Source organism: Marilutibacter aestuarii, assembly GCF_006546775.1.
Lineage (GTDB): Bacteria > Pseudomonadota > Gammaproteobacteria > Xanthomonadales > Xanthomonadaceae > Marilutibacter > Marilutibacter aestuarii.
Map to the genome: position 1 here is coordinate 1 of NZ_VICE01000087.1, position 18,894 is coordinate 18,894.

Sequence of the window (18,894 nt, forward strand, 5' to 3'; positions counted from 1 at the left end):
CGGCCATGTTGCGGGTCACCGTCGACAGGTCGAAGTGCAGGGTGCGCTCGTAGCGGGCGTCGGCGAGGCTGTCGGCCCACAGTCCCGCCTCGCGCGCGTAGGTTTCCACCAGGCGGACCTGGGCGTCGTCGCGGCCGGTCAGGCGCAGGTAGTCCAGGGTCATGTCGTCGATGAAGAACATCGCCGCGGTCGCGCCGTACTCGGGCGCCATGTTGGAGATGGTCGCGCGGTCGCCCAGGGTCAGCGCCGCGGCGCCTTCGCCGCGGAACTCGAGGTAGGCGCCGACGACCTTGGACTGGCGCAGGAACTCGGTGAGCGCGAGCACCACGTCGGTGGCGGTGATGCCGGGGCCGGGCCTGCCCGCCAGTTCGACGCCGACGATCTCCGGCAACCGCATCCACGAGGCGCGGCCCAGCATGACGCTCTCGGCCTCCAGGCCGCCGACGCCGATCGCGACCACGCCCAGCGCGTCCACGTGCGGCGTGTGGCTGTCGGTGCCGACCAGGGTGTCGGGATAGGCCACGCCTTCGTGCGCATGCACCACCGGCGACATCCGCTCCAGGTTGATCTGGTGCATGATCCCGTTGCCCGGCGGGATCACGTCGACGTTGCGGAACGCCTTCTTCGTCCAGTTGATGAAGTGGAAACGGTCCTCGTTGCGGCGGTCCTCGACCGCGCGGTTCTTGGCGAACGCGTCCTTGTCGAACCCGGGGGCCTCCACCGCCAGCGAGTGGTCGACGATCAGCTGGGTGGGGACCACCGGGTTCACCTGCGCGGGGTCGCCGCCCTTCTCGGCGATCGCGTCGCGCAGACCGGCCAGGTCGACCAGCGCGGTCTGGCCGAGGATGTCGTGGCAGACCACGCGCGCGGGGAACCAGGGGAAATCCAGGTCGCGGCGTCGCTCGATCAACTGGCCCAGGGCCGCCTTGAGCAGGCCGGGGTCGCAGCGCCGGACCAGGTTCTCGGCGTGAACGCGCGAGGTGTAGGGCAAGGTGGCCCAGGCGCCGGGCTGGATGGCGTCGACGGCCTCGCGGGCGTCGAAGTAGTCCAGGTCGGTCCCGGGAAGTGGCTTGCGATGATCGGTGTTCATTGCGGGCTCGGCGATGGCGGGGCCGCGACAGCCGGGGCGGCGCGGCGGGTGGGGCGGACGTCGTCGCCCCGCGGAAGGTGGCCGGTGCCGGCCCGCGGGCGGCCGGTTGCCGGTCTCCCGGGACGGAAGGACATGGCGGACATCCGATTTTAACGTGCCTCGCCGCGGCGGGTCGGACCGCCGTCCGGGCGATCGCTGTCCCGCGCGGACAATTTGCTGTGATGCAGCATCGCGCCGCCTCGCCGCGCGTGGTCCCGGTGAGGGTCCAACGGCGTTGAAATGCCCGACAACGTGTTTTCATTCAATCACTTGTGGGTGACGCGGCGACGCCGGCGCGGCCTGGCGCAGGCGCCCCCGCCCGTCCCGGCGCGATGCCTGCCCACCCTCGGCCCAGTCAATTTGACAGCGCTGCCATTTTGCGGAACGGTACGCCGCACGATCGCTGCCCGACCGGGCGGCGCCGTTCTTCGCAGGCACCCGGGGAGGGACAGGTTTGAAGAAGGCAGCAGACAGCAAGGCAGCATCCATCCGACGGCCCCTGGGCCTGGCCCTGGCCGCGGCGCTGGGCCTGGTCGCCTGTGGCGGCGCCAACGACGCGGAACCCTCGACGCCCGCCCCGCTCACGGAGGCCGGCGACGCCAACCCCTGGCCCGCGGTCGAGTGGCCGTTCGCCGCCGATCCCGCGCTCGAGGCGCGCATCGATGCGCTGATGGCGCGGATGACGGTCGAGGAGAAGGTCGGCCAGCTGATCCAGGGCGACATCGGCACCATCACCCCCGAGGACGTGCGCAAGTACCACATCGGCTCGATCCTGGCCGGCGGCAACTCCGACCCGGGCGGCAAGTACAACGCCGACCCCGCCGACTGGCTGGCGCTGTCGGATGCGTTCTACGAAGCATCCATGGACACCCGCGACGGGGGCGTCGCGATCCCGGCGATCTTCGGCATCGACGCGGTACACGGGCAGAGCAACATCGTCGGCGCGACCCTGTTCCCGCACAACATCGGCCTGGGCGCCACCCGCAATGCCGAACTGATGCGGCGGATCGGCCGCGTCACCGCGATCGAAACGCGCGTCACCGGCATGGAGTGGGCGTTCGCGCCGACCGTCGCCGTCCCGCAGGACGATCGCTGGGGCCGCACCTACGAAGGCTATTCCGAATCGCCCGAGGTCGTGGCCTCGTTCGCGCCGGCCGTGGTCGAGGGCCTCCAGGGCAAGGTCGGCGAGCCGGGCTTCCTCGACGGCGAACACGTGATCGTGTCGGTGAAGCACTTCCTCGGCGACGGCGGCACCACCCACGGCAAGGACCAGGGCGACACCGTGCTCGGCGAGGCCGAACTGGCCCGCATCCATGGCGCCGGCTACCCGCCGGCCATCGCCGCCGGTGCGCAGTCGGTGATGGCGTCGTTCAACAGCTTCAACGGCCTGAAGATGCACGGCAACAAGCACCTGCTGACCGACGTGCTGAAGGGCCGCATGCAGTTCGGCGGCTTCGTGGTCGGCGACTGGAACGGCCACGGCCAGGTCGAGGGCTGCAGCAACGAACGCTGCCCGGCGACCTTCAACGCCGGGCTCGACATGCCGATGGCGCCCGACAGCTGGAAGGGCCTGTACGAAAGCACGCTGCAGGCGGCGAAGTCGGGCGAGATCCCGATGTCGCGCATCGACGATGCCGTGGCCCGCGTGCTGCGCGTCAAGATGCGCCTGGGCCTGTTCGAGGCCGGCAAGCCTTCCTCCCGCCCGCTGGGCGGCAAGTACGAACTGCTGGGCTCGGCCGAGCACCGCGCGGTGGCCCGCCAGGCCGTGCGCGAATCGCTGGTCCTGCTCAAGAACAACGGCGGGATCCTGCCACTGGCGCCGGGACAGACCTTTCTGGTCGCCGGCGACGGTGCCGACAACATGACCAAGCAGGCCGGTGGCTGGACCCTGAGCTGGCAGGGCACCGGCACGACCCGCGCCGACTTCCCCAATGCGACGACGATCTTCGAGGGCATCCGCGACCAGGCGCAGGCGGCTGGTGGCCAGGCGGTGCTGTCGGTCGACGGGCGTTACGACACCCGGCCGGACGTCGCGATCGTCGTGTTCGGCGAAGATCCCTACGCCGAGTTCCAGGGCGACATCCCGAACCTGCTGTACCGCTCGGGCGACACCGCCGACCTGGACCTGCTCAAGCGCCTGAAGGCCGACGGCATCCCGGTGGTATCGGTGTTCATCAGCGGTCGCCCGCTGTGGATGAACCGCGAGATCAATGCCTCCGATGCGTTCGTCGCGGCCTGGCTGCCCGGCTCCGAGGGCGCGGGCGTCGCCGACGTCCTGCTGCGCGATGCCAAGGGCGGGGTACAGCACGACTTCAAGGGCACGCTGTCGTTCAGCTGGCCGCGCACGGCCGACCAGTACGCCAACAACGTCGGCCAGGACGGGTACGACCCGCTGTTCGCCTTCGGCCATGGCCTGACCTATGCCCAACCGCAGGAACTGGCGATGCTGCCGGAAGATCCCGGCGTGGCCGGCGGATCGGAGTCGCGCGGGCTGTGGTTCGCGCGCGGCACCCCGGCGCTCGGCGTGATGCAGGCCTTCGAGGGCGCCGATGGCACGCGGCAGTCCATCCACGACCTGCCGGCCGCACTGCCGGACGGCAGCCTGCGCATGACCAGCGTCGACCACGGCGCACAGGAGGATGCGCGCCGGATCGAGTGGACGGCCGCTGGCAGCTGGCGCCTGGACCTCAACACGGTCTCGGACATCACGCCCGAGAGCGAGGAGGGCCGGGTCCTGCAGTTGAACGCACGGCTCGACAAGGCGCCGACGGGCGCGGCCAGCGTCGCCATCGGCTGTGGCGAGGCTTGCCTGGGCGAGGTCGCGGTCGGCGACTGGCTGCGTTCGCTGCCGGTCGGGGAATGGACCACGCTCGCGATCCCGCTCCAGTGCCTGGCCGTTGCCGGCACCGACATGCACAAGGTCGCGATGCCGATGCGGATCAGCGCCGACGGCCCGATGGCGATGTCGGTCTCGCGCGTGTCGCTGGCAGCGGGCGGCGACGCCGCGCACGTGCTCGACTGCGTCGACTGAGGCACCACCGCACCGACGCGGGCGCACGCGCCCGCTGATCATCGCGCCGGCGGCAGGGGGCCCCGGCGCGTCCGCCCGGAGCCTGCGCTGGCAGCTCCAGCGCACCGAACGAAGCAGAAAGCACTCAAGGGGATACCGTGAAGCTCGAACCGTTGGACCTCGCGATCGTCGTCGCCTACCTGGTCGGCATCTTCATCCTTGCGCAGTGGGTCTCGCGCGAGAAGGCCGGCCACAAGAAGTCGGCCGACGACTACTTCCTCGCCAGCAAGGCCCTGCCCTGGTGGGCGATCGGTGCCTCGCTGATCGCCGCCAACATCTCCGCCGAGCAGATCATCGGCATGTCCGGTTCGGGCTATGCGCTCGGCCTGGCGATCGCCTCCTACGAGTGGATGGCGGCGGCGACCCTGATCATCGTGGCCAAGTTCTTCCTGCCGGTGTTCCTGCGCAATGGCATCCACACCATGCCGCAGTTCCTGGACAAGCGTTACGGCGGCAACATCCGCACGCTGATGGCGGTGTTCTGGCTGGGCCTGTACGTCTTCGTCAACCTGACCTCGGTGCTGTGGCTGGGCTCGCTGGCGATCGCCCACGTCGCCGGCATCGATCAGGTGTACGCCCTGGTCGGCCTGGCCCTGTTCGCGATGGCCTACCAGCTGTACGGCGGCCTGAAGGCGGTCGCGCTGACCGACATCGTGCAGGTCGTGCTGCTGGTGGGCGGTGGCCTGCTGCTGGCCTGGATCGCACTCGACCGCGTCGCCGGGGGCACCGGCGCCTGGGCCGGCTTCCAGCGCCTGATGGCCGAGAGCCCGGGGCATTTCCACATGATCCTCAAGCCCGACAATCCCTTCTACAAGGACCTGCCGGGCCTGAGCGTGCTGATCGGCGGCATGTGGATCATGAATGTCAGCTACTGGGGCTTCAACCAGTACATCATCCAGCGCGCACTGGCGGCCAAGGACATCGCCGAGGCGCAGAAGGGCCTGATGTTCGCCTCCGGCCTGAAGCTGCTGATGCCGCTGGTGGTCGTGGTCCCGGGCCTGGCGGCGGTGCTGCTCGCCCCTGACCTGGCGCGCCCCGACGAGGCCTACCCGTCGATGATGGCCATGCTGCCCACGGGCGTCCTGGGCGTGGTGTTCGCCGCGCTGATCGCCGCGATCGTGTCCTCGCTCGCTTCGATGAGCAACTCGGTGTCGACGATCTTCACCCTCGACTTCTACGATCGCCACCGCAAGCACGACGAGCGCCACCTGGTGCGCACCGGCCGCATCGTCGCCGCCGCCGCCATGGTGATCGCGGTGCTGGCGGCCAAGCCGCTGCTGGGCAGCTTCGACCAGGCCTTCCAGTACATCCAGGAATACACCGGCTTCTTCACTCCGGGCATCGTGGTGATCTTCCTGCTGGGCGTGTTCTGGAAGCGCGCCAACGAGGCCGGCGCGCTTGCCGCGGCGGTCGGTTCGTTCCTGCTGTCGATCGTGCTCAAGCTGGCCTGGCCGGAACTGCCCTTCATCGACCGCGTCGGCCTGGTGTTCCTGCTCGCGATGGCCCTGGCGATGGGCGTTTCGCTGGCCACCCGCACGCCGGCGGGCAAGGACGTGATCCGCACCGACGACGTCAGTTATCGCACCGAGCCGGGCTTCAATGTCGCCGCGTTCGGCGTGGTCGCGATCCTGGCAGCGCTGTACACGCTGTTCTGGTGAGCCTGTCGCGCGGTCCGGCCGGAGCGGTCGGGCCGCGCGGGTGCGTCACTCGTTCGGGGCCGGACCGGTCGACTGCCGCAGCTGCAGCGCATAGGGCAGTTGCACGAGGGTGCCGGAGGCCGGGTCCTTGATCGCCTTCAGCAACTGCTCGGTCGCTTCGTGGGCCATCTCGCGCGTGGGCTGGTGCACCGTGGTCAACGCGGGGAAGACCTGGCGCGAGATCGGCGTGTCGTCGAAACCGCAGACCGAGATGTCGCCCGGGATCGACAGGCCGCGCGCGTGCAGCACGCTCATCACGCCGGCGGCCATGTCGTCGTTGGCCGCGAAGATCGCGGTCGGTCGCTGCGGCAGGGCGAGCAGTGCGTTCGCCGCGGCGACGCCGGAATCGAACGAGAACTCGCCGTCGATCACCAGCGCGGGGTCGTAACGCAGGCCCGCGCGGCGCAGGCCGCTCTTGTAGCCGGCCAGTCGCCAATCGCTGGCGCCGTGCGCGGGGTGGCCCTTGATGTGGGCGATGCGCGAATGGCCCAGGCCGACCAGGTGCTGGACCATCTCCTGCGCGGCGTCGTGCTCCTGCAGGGTCACGCCGATCCCGCCGCGGCGGTTGTTCGGCGAAATGCACGAATACGGGATCTGCAGCTCGTCCAGGCGGTCGAGCAGCGCCGGCAGGTCGGTCAGCGGTGGGGTCAGGATCAGGCCGTCGAGCTTGGAGAACGACACGAGCGACTCGATCGTCGGGATCAGCTCGGCATCGGTGTAGTCCAGCGGCTGCACCATCATGCCGTAATGGTGCGCCAGGCAGGTCTCGACCACGCCTTCGAGCGCCTCCATCACGTAGCTGGCCGAAGGATTGTCGTAGAGCAGGGCGACCAGGTAGGAGCGGCGCCCGGCCAGGCGGCGGGCGGACGGGTCGGGGCGGTAGTTGAGCGCCTTGGCGGCCGCCTGCACGCGCTCGCGCGTGGCTTCGCGGACGGTGGGCTCGTTGTTCAGGACCCGGGATACCGTTTTCATCGAGACCCCGGCGGCCTCGGCTACGTCCTCGATGCGCACACGCATGATCTTGTTCCCCCGCGACCTTCCACGTCGCGCCATGCCAGGTTCGACAGCGCTGTCAACCGCCCGAATCTAAGGGGATCGCGCGTCAACATCAAGCCGCACCGCCGCATGGACGGTCGCGGCCTCATGCCGGGCCCGCCGGGCAATACTGGCGGATATAGTCCATGTGCGCGGGCAGCGTGTCCACCGTCGTGCGCACCGAGCGCCGGATGTCGTCGAAGAAGCGCGCCAGGTCGGCCTCGCTCATGACCTCGGCGGCGGGGTGGTACTGCCGCGGCGTGATGCCCTGTCCCATCATCACCTGGATCCAGGAGTTCTCGGCGAACAGCTCCATCGGCGCGTGGAAGACGTTGCCGGTCTCGCGGAACAGGGCGATCCGCTCGCGCAGCGAGGCGGGGACCTCCATGTCGGCCAGCATCCGCCAGTAGGGCGTGTCGCGGCGCTCGGTGACGTGGTAGTGGAGGATCACGAAGTCGCGCACGTGCTGCAGCTCGTCGTCGAGCTGAGCGTTGTACGCGGTCACGTGCCGCGGGTCGATCACGTCCGGGAAGGTCTGCAGCAGGCGCACGATGCCGCGCTGGATCATGTGGATGGTGGTCGACTCGAGCGGCTCCACGAAGCCCGCCGCCAGGCCGAGGGCCACGCAGTTGCGATGCCAGCACTTGAGGCGCTTGCCCGGGCGGAAGCGGATCTGCAGCGGGTCGCGCAGGGGTTCGCCGTCGACGCCGTCGAGCAGGGCCTGGCGGGCGTCGTCGTCGTCCAAGTGGCGGCTGGAATAGACGATGCCGTTGCCGACGCGGTGCTGCAGCGGGATCCGCCATTGCCACCCCGCCGTGCCCGCGATCGAACGCGTGAACGGCACCGCGTCGCCGACGCTGGCGGTGGGCACCGCGAAGGCGCGGTCGTTGGGCAGCCAGTGCGACCAGTCCTCGAAGCCTACGTTGAGCGCCTGCCCGATCAGCAGGGCGCGGAAGCCGGTGCAGTCGATGAACAGGTCGCCTTCGATGCGGCTGCCATCGGCCATGGCCAGCGCGGTGATGTAGCCCGACGCCTCGTCGGTCTCCACCGCGGCGATGCGGCCTTCCACGCGCCGCGCGCCGAGCGCCTCGCTGAAGCGGCGCAGGTAACGCGCGTACAGGCCAGCGTCGAGGTGGTAGGCGTAGTTGATGCCGTTGCGCGGGAGGTGGGCGAAGCGGCCTTCCAGCGCTGCAAGGAGTTCCACGCAGTATTCGTCGTACGAGCCGGCCACGCCCTCGCGCCGTCCACGCAACCAGAAATGGACGAAGTTCGCCATCCAGTGGTCCTTGCCGGTCGTGCCGAAGGAGTGGAAATAGGCATGGCCGGGCTTGCGCCAGTTCTCGAACTGGATGCCCAGCTTGACCGTCGCCTGGGTGGCGGCCATGAACTCCTGCTCGTTGATCTGCAGCAGGCGGTGGAAGGTCATCAGGGTCGGGATGGTGGCTTCGCCGACGCCGATGGTGCCGATCTCCTCGGACTCGACCAGGGTGATGTCCACCACCTTGCCGAGCGCGCGCGCCAGGCCCGCGGCCGCCATCCAGCCGGCGGTGCCGCCGCCGGCGATGACGACCCGGCGTATGCGCCGCTGCCTGATGTCCCGGGCTTCTTCGGTCACGTCGCGGTCCTCAGCGGTTGAGTCGTTGCAGCAGGCGCGCGCGCAACTCGCGGGCGCGGGCGTCGTCCAGCGGGCCGAGCACGCGCCGCGCCGACTCGGGGATGTGCGCGGCGGTCGCGTCGCCGGCGTCGAACACGTAGTGCTCGAACACCTGCTGCCAGGTCGCGCGCTGCGCCGGTGGCAGGTCGCGCACCGTCATCACGGCGAGCATCAAGGCATTCATCGGCGTGTCCATCCAGGCGGGCGTCTGCCGCCACCAGTAGTTGACCAGCACGTTGAAGGACGCGAGCGCCTCCATGTGGTGCCACCACATGCTGGGAATGAAGACCGCGTCGCCCGGGCCCAGTTCGGCCACGCGGGCATGGCGCATCGCCTCGGCGAAGCGCGGGAAGCGCGCCAGGTCGGGGGCGCTGAAGTCCACCAGGCTGATCGCCTGGCCGGCGGGCGTGAAATCCAGCGGACCGATGTAAAGGTTCGGCAACTGTTCGGGTGGGAACAGGGTCACCCGGCGACGGCCAGCGACCACGCAGGCCAGGTTGTCGGGCACGTCCTGGTGGGCGGCGATGCGGGTGCGGTTGCCGATCCAGATGCTCGCCAGCGCCTCGCGGGGCGCCAGGGGCAGGTCGTTCTCGGCGCGGAAGCCCGGGAGCCAGGTGTCGATCGTCGTCGAGCCGACGTAGATCGCCGGCGGCGCTTCGTCCTCGACGTACTTCAACAAGGTGTTGAGCACGATGTGGAGCGGGACCTGCTCCTGGCGGAAATTGAAGCCGCTCAGGTCCTCGTTGTAGAAGAAGCGCCCGCCGATCTCCGGCGGGCCGACGGTGGCGACCACGGGCGGCGCGCGCGGCGCCTCGAACCGGCCGACATAGGCCATGCCCTCGCGGTCGGAGGCCTGCGCGGCCTTGACCGCCGGCCATTGCGCGGCCACGCCACGCAGGACCGCCGGGCGCTCGGCCGAGCGCAGCCAGGCGTCCAGGTCGCCCGGCCCGTCGAGGGCGACTTCTTCGATGGGTTCAGGTGGCGTCATCGGGCCGGTTGATGCGTTCGATCAGCACCCGCAGCTGCGCCAGCGAGGCGAGCACCATGTACAGCGGTTCCAGGTGGCCGTCGCGGTGCAGGGCCAGGAAGGCGTCGGCGTCGAGCGCGCGCAGGCGGTCCTCCTGAACGGTGTAGAAGCCGGCGAGGCGGTGCTGGGCGCCATCGTCGAGCTGGACGTCGAGCACGAAGGATTCCAGCAGCTCGTGGCGCAGCAGCGCGTCGATGAAGGCCGGCGTGGCCTCCAGCCCGTCGTGCAGGGTGCGCAGCATCGACGTCATGCGCTCGAGGTAGTCGCTGCTGCCGCCGTGCTCGCGGAACAGCGGCTCGCCGGTGGCCGTTCCCACCCGCGGATGGTCCAGGTCGATGTGCACCGCCAGCTCCGTGCCGGAGCGGCCGATCAGGAACGGTTGGCGCTCCATCGCCAGCGGCAGGTAGGTCGCGTCCCAGCGCTCGCCACGCAGGAACAGGTTCTGCCCCTGCCGGAAGCCGAACAGCGCGACCGGCTGGAAGCGGCCCTGGCCGTCCTTGTGGAAGACGATCGGATAGTGCGCCTGCACGTTGCGGAACTCGGCCGGGAAGGTCGGCGCGAACATCACGTCGTCGCCCATGCGGGCGCCGCGTCGCGGGTCGACGCGCAGGTCGCGGTGGTCGATGTTGTTGAGCGCGGTATGGCGGGTCATCGGGATCCTGGTCTAGAGGCGGGGCATGCCATGTTGGATGGCGTGGTCGATCATGTCGCGGTGCGAGGGCAGCCCGGCGATCATCCGGCGCGCGAGATCGGCCGCCTCACGGGAGTATCGGTCGGCCTTCGCGATCGCGTCCACCCGCCTGCGCGCGGTGGGCGCCGGCGCCGGCGGTGGCCGGAAGCCCATGCCGTAGAGCACGTACTGGTAGCTGGCCGAGGGGAAGATCTCCTCCACCCGCGGCAGGTCGTAGCGCGAGGGCGGATGGTGGCGCCAGAGTTCGAGCAGGACCTGCAGGCGCGGGGGAATGGATTCGGGACGGCGGTGGTCGCGCCAGAAGTCGCTGTCCTCGCGCGTCGACAGCAGGTAGTGCAGCTTCAGGAAGTCGACCACGCGCTCCCATCGATAGGCGAAGCTGTCGTTGAAGCGCGCGGCGACCAGGTCCATCGTCGCGCGGGTCGCCGGCATCTGGTCGCTGAGCATGGTCGAGGCCAGTTCGACCAGGACCAGCGAGGAGGCTTCCAGCGGCTCGACGAAGCCGCTCGACAGCCCGATCGCCACGCAGTTGCGGTGCCAGGACTGCTTCCGGTAGCCCGGGCGGATGCCGATGCGGCGCATCGAGGCGGGGTCGGGCTCGGCCCCACCGGTCGCCAGCACGTGGCGGCGCAGCACGTCCGCGGCCTTGTCGTCGCTGGTGTGCGCGCTGGAGTAGACGTGGCCGACGCCGCGCCGCGACTGCAGTCCGATGTCCCAGGTCCAGCCGTTGGGCTGCGCCGTGGACAGGGTCTGGCAGGCGATGGGCCCGCGCGGATCGGCGTAAGGCACCTGCACCGCGATCGCGCGGTCGGCGAACAGCACGTGCTGCTGGCTTTCGTGGGCGATGCCGTAGTGCTCGCCCAGCAGCACCGCGCGCATGCCGGTGCAGTCGACGAACAGGTCGCCGGCCAGGATGCCGTGGTCGCGCGTGCGCAGGCCGGCGATGTCGCCGTTGTCCGCGGCGTCGATCGCGGTGACGTGGTCGCTGACGTGTCGCACGCCCAGGCGCTCGACGCAGTGCCGCCGCAGGAACGCGCCGAGCTTGCCGGCATCGAGGTGGTAGGCGTAGTTCGCCACCGCCGCGAATTCGGGCGTGGCGAACTGCTTGGGCGCGCGACCGGCCTCGCACAGGCGTGGCTGGAAGCAGACCCGCTCGCCGAACGCCTCGGCGGGGTGCTGCAGCCAGGCGCCGACGAGGTCGGCCTCCAGGTAGCCCTGCGGCAGCACGAAGGGGTGGTGGTACTGGTCGCCGGCAGTGCCGTCGCGCCAGCCGATGAACTTGGAGCCCTGCTTGAAGCTGGCATCGCATTCGCGGAAGAAGTCGCTCTCCGACACGCCGATGCGGCGCAGGGTGTCGCGCATCGTCGGCCAGGTGCCCTCGCCGACGCCGATGGTGGCCACGTCGGGCGACTCCACCAGGGTCACGCGCAGGCCGCCGCCCGACGCGGCGCCGTGGTCGGCCGCGAGGATGCCGGCGACCAGCCAGCCGGCGGATCCGCCGCCCAGGATGACGACATCTCGGATCGCTTCAGACAAGGACGGGTACTCCAGTGGCGGGCCTGCCCGACAGCATAGGCCCTGGGCCGAGGGGCTGCCGCTCGTGGGCAGCCCCCGGTGCCGCACGACCCGGGGGCCGTGCGGCGATGCCCGCCATCGTCAGAACGTGTAGCGGAAGCCGAACATGTAGCGCGGCCCGGTCTGCGTGGCATACCGCAGCTGGTTGCTGTGGCGGGCGAACACGCGCTGGGTCTCGTCGGTCAGGTTGATGCCTTCGGCGAAGAGCGTCCAGTGGTCGTCGACCCTGTAGCTGACGTTCATGTCCAGCTGGCCGTAGGCTTCGGTGTAGTTCGGGTTGTTGCCCTGCCCGCCGATGCCGTTGAGGAACTCGTCGCGCCAGTTGTAGGCCGCGCGGATCTGCCAGTCGTACTTGTCGAAGAACGCCACCAGGTTCGCCGAGTCGCTCAGGCCGACCATCGGGTACTGGTCGCCCAGGCTCGTGTTGTCGAAGGTCAGGCCGGAATCGACGATGGTGTAGTTCGCCGCGAGGCCGAAGCCGCTGTCGCCGAACATGTGCTGGATGTTGAACTCCCAGCCATCGAGGTGGTCCGAGCGCTGGTTCGCCGGCTGCACGATGTCGAAGGTCGCGATCGGGTCGCCCGGCTGGCCGACGATGCTGCCGGTCAACTGGCCTGCCGCATTGGTGCCGGTGACCGTCACGCCGGGATCGCCTGCGTGGTTGGTGAAGATGTAGTCGCGGATGCAGACCAGGTCGGACGCGGCGCAGCCGGCGTTGATCGCATTGTTCCAGTAGGTGCCGCCCACCGGCGTGTGCAGGTTGAACGGCGTGCCTTCCACGATCGTCGTGCTGATGAAGTTCGTGATGTTCTTGCGGAAGTAGCCGACCGACAGGTAGCTCGCCTCGCCGTAGTACCACTCGAAGGACAGGTCGAAGTTGTCCGACTCGAGCGGCGACAGCGCCGGGTTGCCCTGCGAACCGTCGCCGCCGTCGACGCGGACGATGTTCGCCAGGCGCTGGCCGCCCTGGATGTCCTGCCAGCCCGGCCGGCCGATGGTCTGGCTGTAGCTGCCGCGCAGGATCATGCTGTCGGTGAGTTCAAGCGCCAGGTCCAGGGCGGGCAGCCAGTAGTCGTACTCGCCCTTGAGCGTGGTGAAGTCCTGGTCGTCGGCGTAGGTCACGTACAGCTCGTTGGCCGCGTCCCAGGAAATGCCGGTGCCGATGCGGACCAGCGCCGAGGAGGTGACTTCCGTCTCCTCGTAGCGGACGCCGGCGGCGACGTGCAGCGGCATCGACCAGTCGAAGGTCTTGTTCCACTGCAGGTAGGCGCTCTGGGACTTCTCCTGCGTGCGCAGGTCGTCGGTGTACTCGGTCGGCGCGCGGTAGAGCGAGTCGTCGCCGGCCACGCCCGCCGCCGCGTCGCGCAGGCGGTTGAAGTCGAACAGGAGGAAGCGGTCGGTGAAGTTCGGGCTGTCGTGGCCGGAGAACGCATCGAAGTAGTCGCCCATGTTGCCAGCGTAGAAGATGTCGTCGTCGTAGTCGGCCGGGGTGCCCACGCCGCCCCAGGTGTCGCGCTGCATCACCGCCGCGGCGGTGCGGTTGTGGACGTCGGTCAGCGACACGCCGAAGTCCAGGCCGGAGTAGTCCTCGAACCTGAACTGGCCGCGGGCCTGGAACTGCTCGACCTCGGCCTTGTTGTAGCTGTTCTGGAACACCGAGCCGGTGACGACCGCGTCGGATGCCTCGATCTGGCTGACGCCCTGCGGCAGCTGGATGTTCAGGATCGGGAAGTCGTTGCTGAAGTCCACGGTGGTGGTGCCGCGCAGGAACGCCGCCATGCCCAGCACGCCGGCCGAGCCCCAGGGGCTGTCCGGGCGCGAGGTGGCGGTGGAGTCGTGGTAGTCGAACTCCAGGTCGAGTGCATCGTTGACTTCCCAGGCGACGTTGAAGCCCAGCGATTCGCCCTTGTAGCGGGTCGCCAGGTTCATGCCGCCCATCGCGATGTCGGCGTTCGCCGCCGGGATGTCCTCCGAGTAGACCAGCGGGCCGGCGATCGGGCCGTCGGTCCAGGAGCTGGTGCCCGGCGCGTAGTTGAACCACACCGAGAGCTCGTTGCGCTGCGCCTGGATCTGGTTTTCCGAGTAGGTGTAGTCCAGGGTCGTGGTGACCCGGTCGGTCGGCGCGTACTGGAAGGTCAGCTGGCCGTTGGTGCGCTGGCGCTGGACGCCGTTGACGCTCAGGCCGAAGTTCTGCGGACGCCCGTAGATCGTGTCCGGGCCCGGGCGGTTGGTGATCTGGTCGTAGCCCGGTTCGCCCGCCATCGGCAGGCGGTTCCAGCTGTTGGCATCGTCGCCGCGGAACATCGCCCAGCCATCGGCCACCGCGGCCTGGCTGAAGCCCGAGTTGCGCTCCTGGTAGCTGCCGGTGAAGGAGACGCCGAACTTGCCGTCGCCGAAGGTGTTGCTGAAGATGCCCGAGATCTCGGGGGTCACCGAGTCGCCCGGGTAGGCATCGGGCAGGTTGTCGGCCGAGGTGTCGTAGACGCCCTTCACGCCGATGTTGGCGAGCGAGCCGGGGATGTCGAACGGGCGTGCGGTCTTGATGTTGATCGTCGCGCCGATGCCGCCGGTGGGCGTGCTCGCGCGGCTGGTCTTGTAGACCTCCAGCGCGGAGACCGCTTCGGCGGCGATGTTGGCGAAGTCGAAGGCGCGCGAGTTGCTGGTGCCGCCGCCGCCGGGGCCGAGGTTGGCCGCGGGCATCTGGCGGCCGTTGAGCAGCACCAGGTTGAAGTCGGGGCCGACGCCGCGGACGGTGACCTTGGAGCCCTCGCCGCTGGACGTGCGGTCGATCGAGACGCCGCTGATGCGCTGCAGCGATTCGGCCAGGTTGGTGTCCGGGAACTTGCCGATGTCCTCGGCGACGATGCCATCGACGATGCCCTGGGCATCGCGCTTGATGTTCATCGACGACGCCAGGCTTTCGCGGATGCCGGTGACGACCACCGTGTCGAGCTCGGCGACTTCATCGGACTGGGCCGCGGTGGTGGTGTCTTCGGTGGTCGCATCCTGGGCCATGACCGGACCCGCGAGTGCCACCAGTAGTGCCGTCGTCAACAGGCGTTGCTTCGGCAGGACGTTGCCTCGTTTCATTACTTCCCTCCCCTAGAAGGTCGCTTGAGCATTTCTGGTTATGGGTCGACGCGTCTCCGCACGCGCCGCGGTCGACCTTGGGACGCATTCCACGCATTTCTGACAGCGTTGTCAAACCTTGCGGGGCCTATTTTCAAGTCATTGAAAAAAAGGACTTTTTTTACGGAATATTATGTTGCGGTGCACGATAATTGACGGCCTTCGGAGACTGGCAGGCGCGTGGCCGGGAGCCGGGTCGCCTTCCGTTTCCGAGGCCGAGCGCCCCGCCGGGCAAGGCTATCGGCGCAAGGAGCCGGGCCCACGCGAAGGCGCGGGTCACGCGGTGTTCGTCGCCCGCGCAAGCGCAAAAGGTAAAGCGCTGTCCTCGGGCGCCTGCGTTGGCGGGCGGCCGTGGCCGGGGTCCGGATCAGGGCGTGGGAGTGCTGCCGCCGGGGGCCGTGCCAGCCGTCACGCGGAAGGGCAGGTTGGCGTAGGCGGCCCGGCCGGTGCCATCGCGGACCTCGACGAACAGGCGATAGGCGCCTTCGACCGCCGGCGCGGTGAAGCGGGCGGTCCCCGGCGCGGGTTGGGACAGGTCGACATCGATCCGGGCCGGTACCTGTTCCGGGTCGCCGCCGACGGTGGTGGCCTGGCTCTCGGCCAGGACGTACCAGCGGTAGTCGAGCGGATCGCCGTTGGCGTCCGTGGACTCGACCCGGGCGGTGGCGGCGCCGCCGGGCGGCAGGCTGACGCTGTCCAGCGCCCCCAGGCCGTCGATGAGGATCGGCGAGATCCCGGGGCTGCGTTGCTCCGGCCAGGTGCCGTTCCACAGGTAGTGCAGGGCATCCACGCTGGGCGTGGTGCTGCCATCCGACAGCAGCAGGCCATACCAGGTCGGCGTGCGCTCCTGCTTGTCGCCCCACAGGAAGGCGAAGGAGCCCAGGCCCCTGCCGGTGTCGGGCGCGATGTTGCGGGCATAGCGGGCCTCGATCAGCGCCGCCTTGCGCGAGGCGTCGTCCTCGATGGGGGCACCCCAGGCGGTCAGCGGGCTTTCCCAATGTCCGGTCGGACCCCACTCGGTCACGATGTACGGGCCGTCCCAGCCGGCGGCCAGCAGGCGCGCGTCGAAGCCGTCGATGTCGCCGTACAGCTGGATCCCGAGCAGGTCCAGGGTCGGCGCGCGCTGCTTGATCTCGCCGATCAGCGCGGCGTCGAAGCCGGCCAGGGTGGTCATCACCGGATGGTCGGGGTCGATGCCGTGGATCATGCGCGCGACCGCGTCGATGGCGTTCCACACCACCGGGTCGTCGTTCTCCAGGTTGAGCTCGTTGCCGGCGACCCACATCAGCAGGGCCGGATGGTCGCGCAGGGCCAGGACCTGGTCGCGGAGCCGTGCCTGCTGGCGCGCGACCGCCGCTGCGTCGCCATAGTCGAAGCCCTGCCGGCCCGGGACCATGCGCAGGCCCATCGCCACCTTCAGGCCGTGCGCCTGGGCCTCGTCGAGCAGGGCGCGGGCGTCGGCCAGGTCCGCGGGCACCTCCCAGGTGCGGAAGGCATTGCCGCCGTGGGCGGCCAGGGTGTCCAGCGCGCGGCCGCCGGAGCCGACGCCCTTCACCCGGAACGGGGCGCCGTCGACCTCAAGCACATAACGCCCCTCGTGCTCGACGATCCGTACCGTCCCCGCGCCGGGCGTGCCCGCGAACGCGGAGGGACTCGCGCCGAGCGCGAACACCACGGCCAGCGCCATCGCGCGCCAGGACGGGACGTGGCGCCATCGGGGCGCGGCTCGGACGGTCGGGTCGATCGGGCGTGCCATGGCGGCTCCTCGCATGTCGAATGAAGGTGGGCAGGGCCGGCCGCGTGGCCGGGCGGCCGCCGGCTCAGGGGTGGGCGCAGCGCCCCGTGCTCATCGCCGCCGCGCCGAGCAGGCCGGGCTGCGGATGGGTGATGGCCATCGCCGGCACCTGCCGCATCTGCTCGGACAGCCGGCCCTTGTGCTCGAAGCGCTGTCGGAACGGCGATGCTTCGAGCCACGGCGCCAGCCGCGGCACCAGGCCGCCGGTCAGGAACACGCCGTCCCATGCGCCCAGGGTCAGGACCAGGTCGCCGGCGACCGCGCCGAACACGGCGCAGAACATGTCGATCGCGCGCAGGCACAGCGCGTCGCCCTGCTGGGCGCGGGCGGTGATGTCGCGCGGCTCCAGCGCGAGCGTGGGGTGCCCGTGAATGTGCGCCAGTGCGCGGTGGATGTTCACCAGGCCACTGCCGCTGAGCAGGCGCTCGTTGGAAACCCGGGCGTGTTGCCGCGACAGGAAGCGCAGCACGTCGATCTCCTCGTCCGTGCCGGGCGCGAAACTCGCGTGGCCGCCCTCGGTCTGCAGCGGATGGAAGCGGCCCTCGCGGCGGAGCAGGCCGCCGACGCCGAGCCCGGTGCCGGCGCCGATGATCGCGTAGGTGCGGTCGCCTTCGTCCTGCCAGCCCAGCCAGGGCGCCCCGCCCATCGCCAGCGTCTGCGCCGGCTCCAGCACCGACACCGCCATGGCCTGGGCCGTGAAGTCGTTGACCAGTGCCACCTCGGCCAGGCCCAGCGCCTCGCCCATGCGTTCGGCGCAGATCGTCCAGGGGTGGTTGGTGATGTGGGCGCGCGCGTCCTTCACGGGACCGGCGACGGCGAGTACCGCGCGGTCCGGGCTGGCGTGCATCTCTTCAAGATAGTGCCGGGCGGCGTCGGCCAGCGAAGGGAAGTCTTTCACCGGATAGATGCGGATGCTCGAGGCGATCACGTCCGGGTGCGAGGCATCGGCGGCGGCGAGCGCGAATCGCGCATTCGTCCCGCCGATGTCGGCAAGCAGGGCGCCCGGGGGCGGGGACAGCGGCAAGGAAGCGGACATCGGCATTGTTCTAGGACTGTTCCCGGTCTGGTTCGCGCCTCTTCCGGGCGCGTCCTGCGACGTAAATGGCGCCCTGCTACGCGAGTCGTCGACGCGCTGTCCTGCGTCCCGGTCCGGTCTGGGCTGCCATCCCCGTGGCCGACTCTAATGCAAAAACCGCGCGGATGTCATGCGCTGTCATTTCTGTTCATCTTGGGATGGTAGCGCTACCCCGCAACCACTGTAGACCAAGCGAGGGCAGGCCGCAGCCCCGGCCTGTTCATCAGGCGCGGTCTGGTCATAATGGCCTTGGCCTGCGATGCGGCCTCGTCGCGACGTGCTGGCCAGGAAGGACCCCACCCGCCCGAACCGGGCGCTGCAGCGAGGCGTTCCCATGAATGCAAGTGCGACTCCCCGTCCCCATGCGGCCCACCGGCTGCTTCGTGCCGCCCTCCTGGTTGGCGTCCTGGCCGCGCTCGCGGCCTGCTCGAGCTCGCCGGAAGTCGCGGGACCTCGCGCCCACGTCACCGTGAAGCAGCCGGCGTCCAGCCTGCCGGGCCCGGCCTACGCCTGGGTCGACCTGCCGGGCCAGCGACGCGCCGAGTCGGACCCGCGGGTCACCGACGCGGCCTTCCGCAACAGTCTCCGGCAGGCACTCGATACGGTCATGGTCGAAAAGGGCTACCGGCTGGCCGACGACCCCGCCGCCGCCGATATCATCTTGGCCTATCGCGTCGGCGTGCAGGACGTCGAGAACGCCGCCCTGGTCAGCCGCGGCGGCCAGAACGCCGCCACCCCGCTGGCCGCGATCGAGTGCACGGGCGGCAGCTGCTCGCAGATCGTCACGCGCGACGCCGACGGCGTGCCCCTGATGAAGCTCAAGACCCGCGAAACGGTCGAAGGCGGCCTGCTGGTCGAAGTCCTCGAACCCCGCAGCGTCCGCGTGCTGTGGAGCGCGTACAACCGCGGCACCGTCAAGCAGGGCGCCGTCACCGAAGCCCGCCTGGTCGACGTGGCCCGCACGACCCTGGCGCAACTGCCGGGGCGGTAGCTCGGTTCGCGCGTGCTGGGCGAGCA

Annotated in this window: 12 protein-coding genes; 3 read left to right on the forward strand and 9 right to left on the reverse strand. The window is 69.9% G+C overall.

What is annotated here, in order from left to right:
- Nucleotides 1-1,090: aconitase family protein (locus FKV25_RS09275; protein WP_246072032.1), on the reverse strand; the 1,090-nt coding region annotated here is incomplete at its 3' end.
- Nucleotides 1,091-1,583: 493 nt separating this feature from the next.
- Here FKV25_RS09275 and FKV25_RS09280 point away from each other — a divergent pair.
- Both FKV25_RS09280 and FKV25_RS09285 read left to right on the forward strand, forming a co-directional pair.
- Nucleotides 1,584-4,160, forward strand: a complete 2,577-nt coding sequence (locus FKV25_RS09280) for a glycoside hydrolase family 3 protein (RefSeq protein WP_281286223.1) — start codon at nt 1,584-1,586, stop codon at nt 4,158-4,160.
- Between the two features lie 137 nt (nt 4,161-4,297).
- Nucleotides 4,298-5,857 (forward strand): sodium/sugar symporter, encoded by a 1,560-nt coding sequence (locus FKV25_RS09285; protein WP_141518519.1) that lies wholly within the window; start codon nt 4,298-4,300, stop codon nt 5,855-5,857.
- 45 nt (nt 5,858-5,902) lie between these two features.
- Here FKV25_RS09285 and FKV25_RS09290 read toward each other — a convergent pair whose 3' ends face one another.
- From FKV25_RS09290 to glk, 8 genes are all read right to left on the reverse strand, one after another.
- Nucleotides 5,903-6,913 (reverse strand): LacI family DNA-binding transcriptional regulator, encoded by a 1,011-nt coding sequence (locus tag FKV25_RS09290; RefSeq protein ID WP_141518520.1) that lies wholly within the window; start codon nt 6,911-6,913, stop codon nt 5,903-5,905.
- 124 nt (nt 6,914-7,037) lie between these two features.
- Nucleotides 7,038-8,546, reverse strand: a complete 1,509-nt coding sequence (locus tag FKV25_RS09295) for a tryptophan halogenase family protein (RefSeq protein ID WP_141518521.1) — start codon at nt 8,544-8,546, stop codon at nt 7,038-7,040.
- A gap of 10 nt (nt 8,547-8,556) precedes the next feature.
- Nucleotides 8,557-9,573, reverse strand: a complete 1,017-nt coding sequence (locus tag FKV25_RS09300) for a cupin-like domain-containing protein (protein ID WP_141518522.1) — start codon at nt 9,571-9,573, stop codon at nt 8,557-8,559.
- Nucleotides 9,560-10,264 carry a SapC family protein gene (locus FKV25_RS09305; protein ID WP_141518523.1) on the reverse strand — a complete coding sequence of 235 codons (705 nt, stop codon included), beginning with the start codon at nt 10,262-10,264 and terminating at the stop codon, nt 9,560-9,562. The genes FKV25_RS09300 and FKV25_RS09305 overlap by 14 nt, the downstream gene beginning before the upstream one ends.
- A 12-nt stretch (nt 10,265-10,276) precedes the next feature.
- Entirely contained in the window at nt 10,277-11,839 is a 1,563-nt protein-coding gene (locus FKV25_RS09310; RefSeq protein ID WP_141518524.1) for a tryptophan halogenase family protein, read from the reverse strand.
- 120 nt (nt 11,840-11,959) lie between these two features.
- Nucleotides 11,960-14,968 carry a TonB-dependent receptor gene (locus tag FKV25_RS09315; RefSeq protein ID WP_141518525.1) on the reverse strand — a complete coding sequence of 1,003 codons (3,009 nt, stop codon included), beginning with the start codon at nt 14,966-14,968 and terminating at the stop codon, nt 11,960-11,962.
- A gap of 406 nt (nt 14,969-15,374) precedes the next feature.
- The gene (locus FKV25_RS09320; protein WP_141518526.1) at nt 15,375-16,763 is read right to left on the reverse strand and encodes a glycoside hydrolase 5 family protein; all 1,389 of its coding nucleotides are present in this window, start codon (nt 16,761-16,763) and stop codon (nt 15,375-15,377) included.
- 64 nt (nt 16,764-16,827) lie between these two features.
- Nucleotides 16,828-17,838 (reverse strand): glucokinase, encoded by a 1,011-nt coding sequence (glk, locus tag FKV25_RS09325; RefSeq protein WP_141518527.1) that lies wholly within the window; start codon nt 17,836-17,838, stop codon nt 16,828-16,830.
- A 373-nt stretch (nt 17,839-18,211) separates the two neighbouring features.
- Between glk and FKV25_RS09330 the strand changes: the two genes are divergently transcribed.
- Complete coding sequence (locus FKV25_RS09330) at nt 18,212-18,868, forward strand: DUF4136 domain-containing protein (protein WP_170218599.1); 657 nt, start codon at nt 18,212-18,214, stop codon at nt 18,866-18,868.
- The last annotated feature ends 26 nt before the right edge of the window (nt 18,869-18,894 follow it).

What these genes read in the sequence shown, in the direction of transcription:
- FKV25_RS09290 (WP_141518520.1), bottom strand. Translation starts at nt 6,913, where the DNA reads ATGCGTGTGCGCATCGAGGACGTAGCCGAGGCCGCCGGGGTCTCGATG.
- FKV25_RS09300 (WP_141518522.1), bottom strand. Translation starts at nt 9,573, where the DNA reads ATGACGCCACCTGAACCCATCGAAGAAGTCGCCCTCGACGGGCCGGGC.
- FKV25_RS09305 (WP_141518523.1), bottom strand. Translation starts at nt 10,264, where the DNA reads ATGACCCGCCATACCGCGCTCAACAACATCGACCACCGCGACCTGCGC.
- FKV25_RS09315 (WP_141518525.1), bottom strand. Translation starts at nt 14,968, where the DNA reads ATGAAACGAGGCAACGTCCTGCCGAAGCAACGCCTGTTGACGACGGCA.
- FKV25_RS09320 (WP_141518526.1), bottom strand. Translation starts at nt 16,763, where the DNA reads ATGGCACGCCCGATCGACCCGACCGTCCGAGCCGCGCCCCGATGGCGC.
- glk (WP_141518527.1), bottom strand. Translation starts at nt 17,838, where the DNA reads ATGTCCGCTTCCTTGCCGCTGTCCCCGCCCCCGGGCGCCCTGCTTGCC.
- FKV25_RS09330 (WP_170218599.1), top strand. Translation starts at nt 18,212, where the DNA reads ATGAATGCAAGTGCGACTCCCCGTCCCCATGCGGCCCACCGGCTGCTT.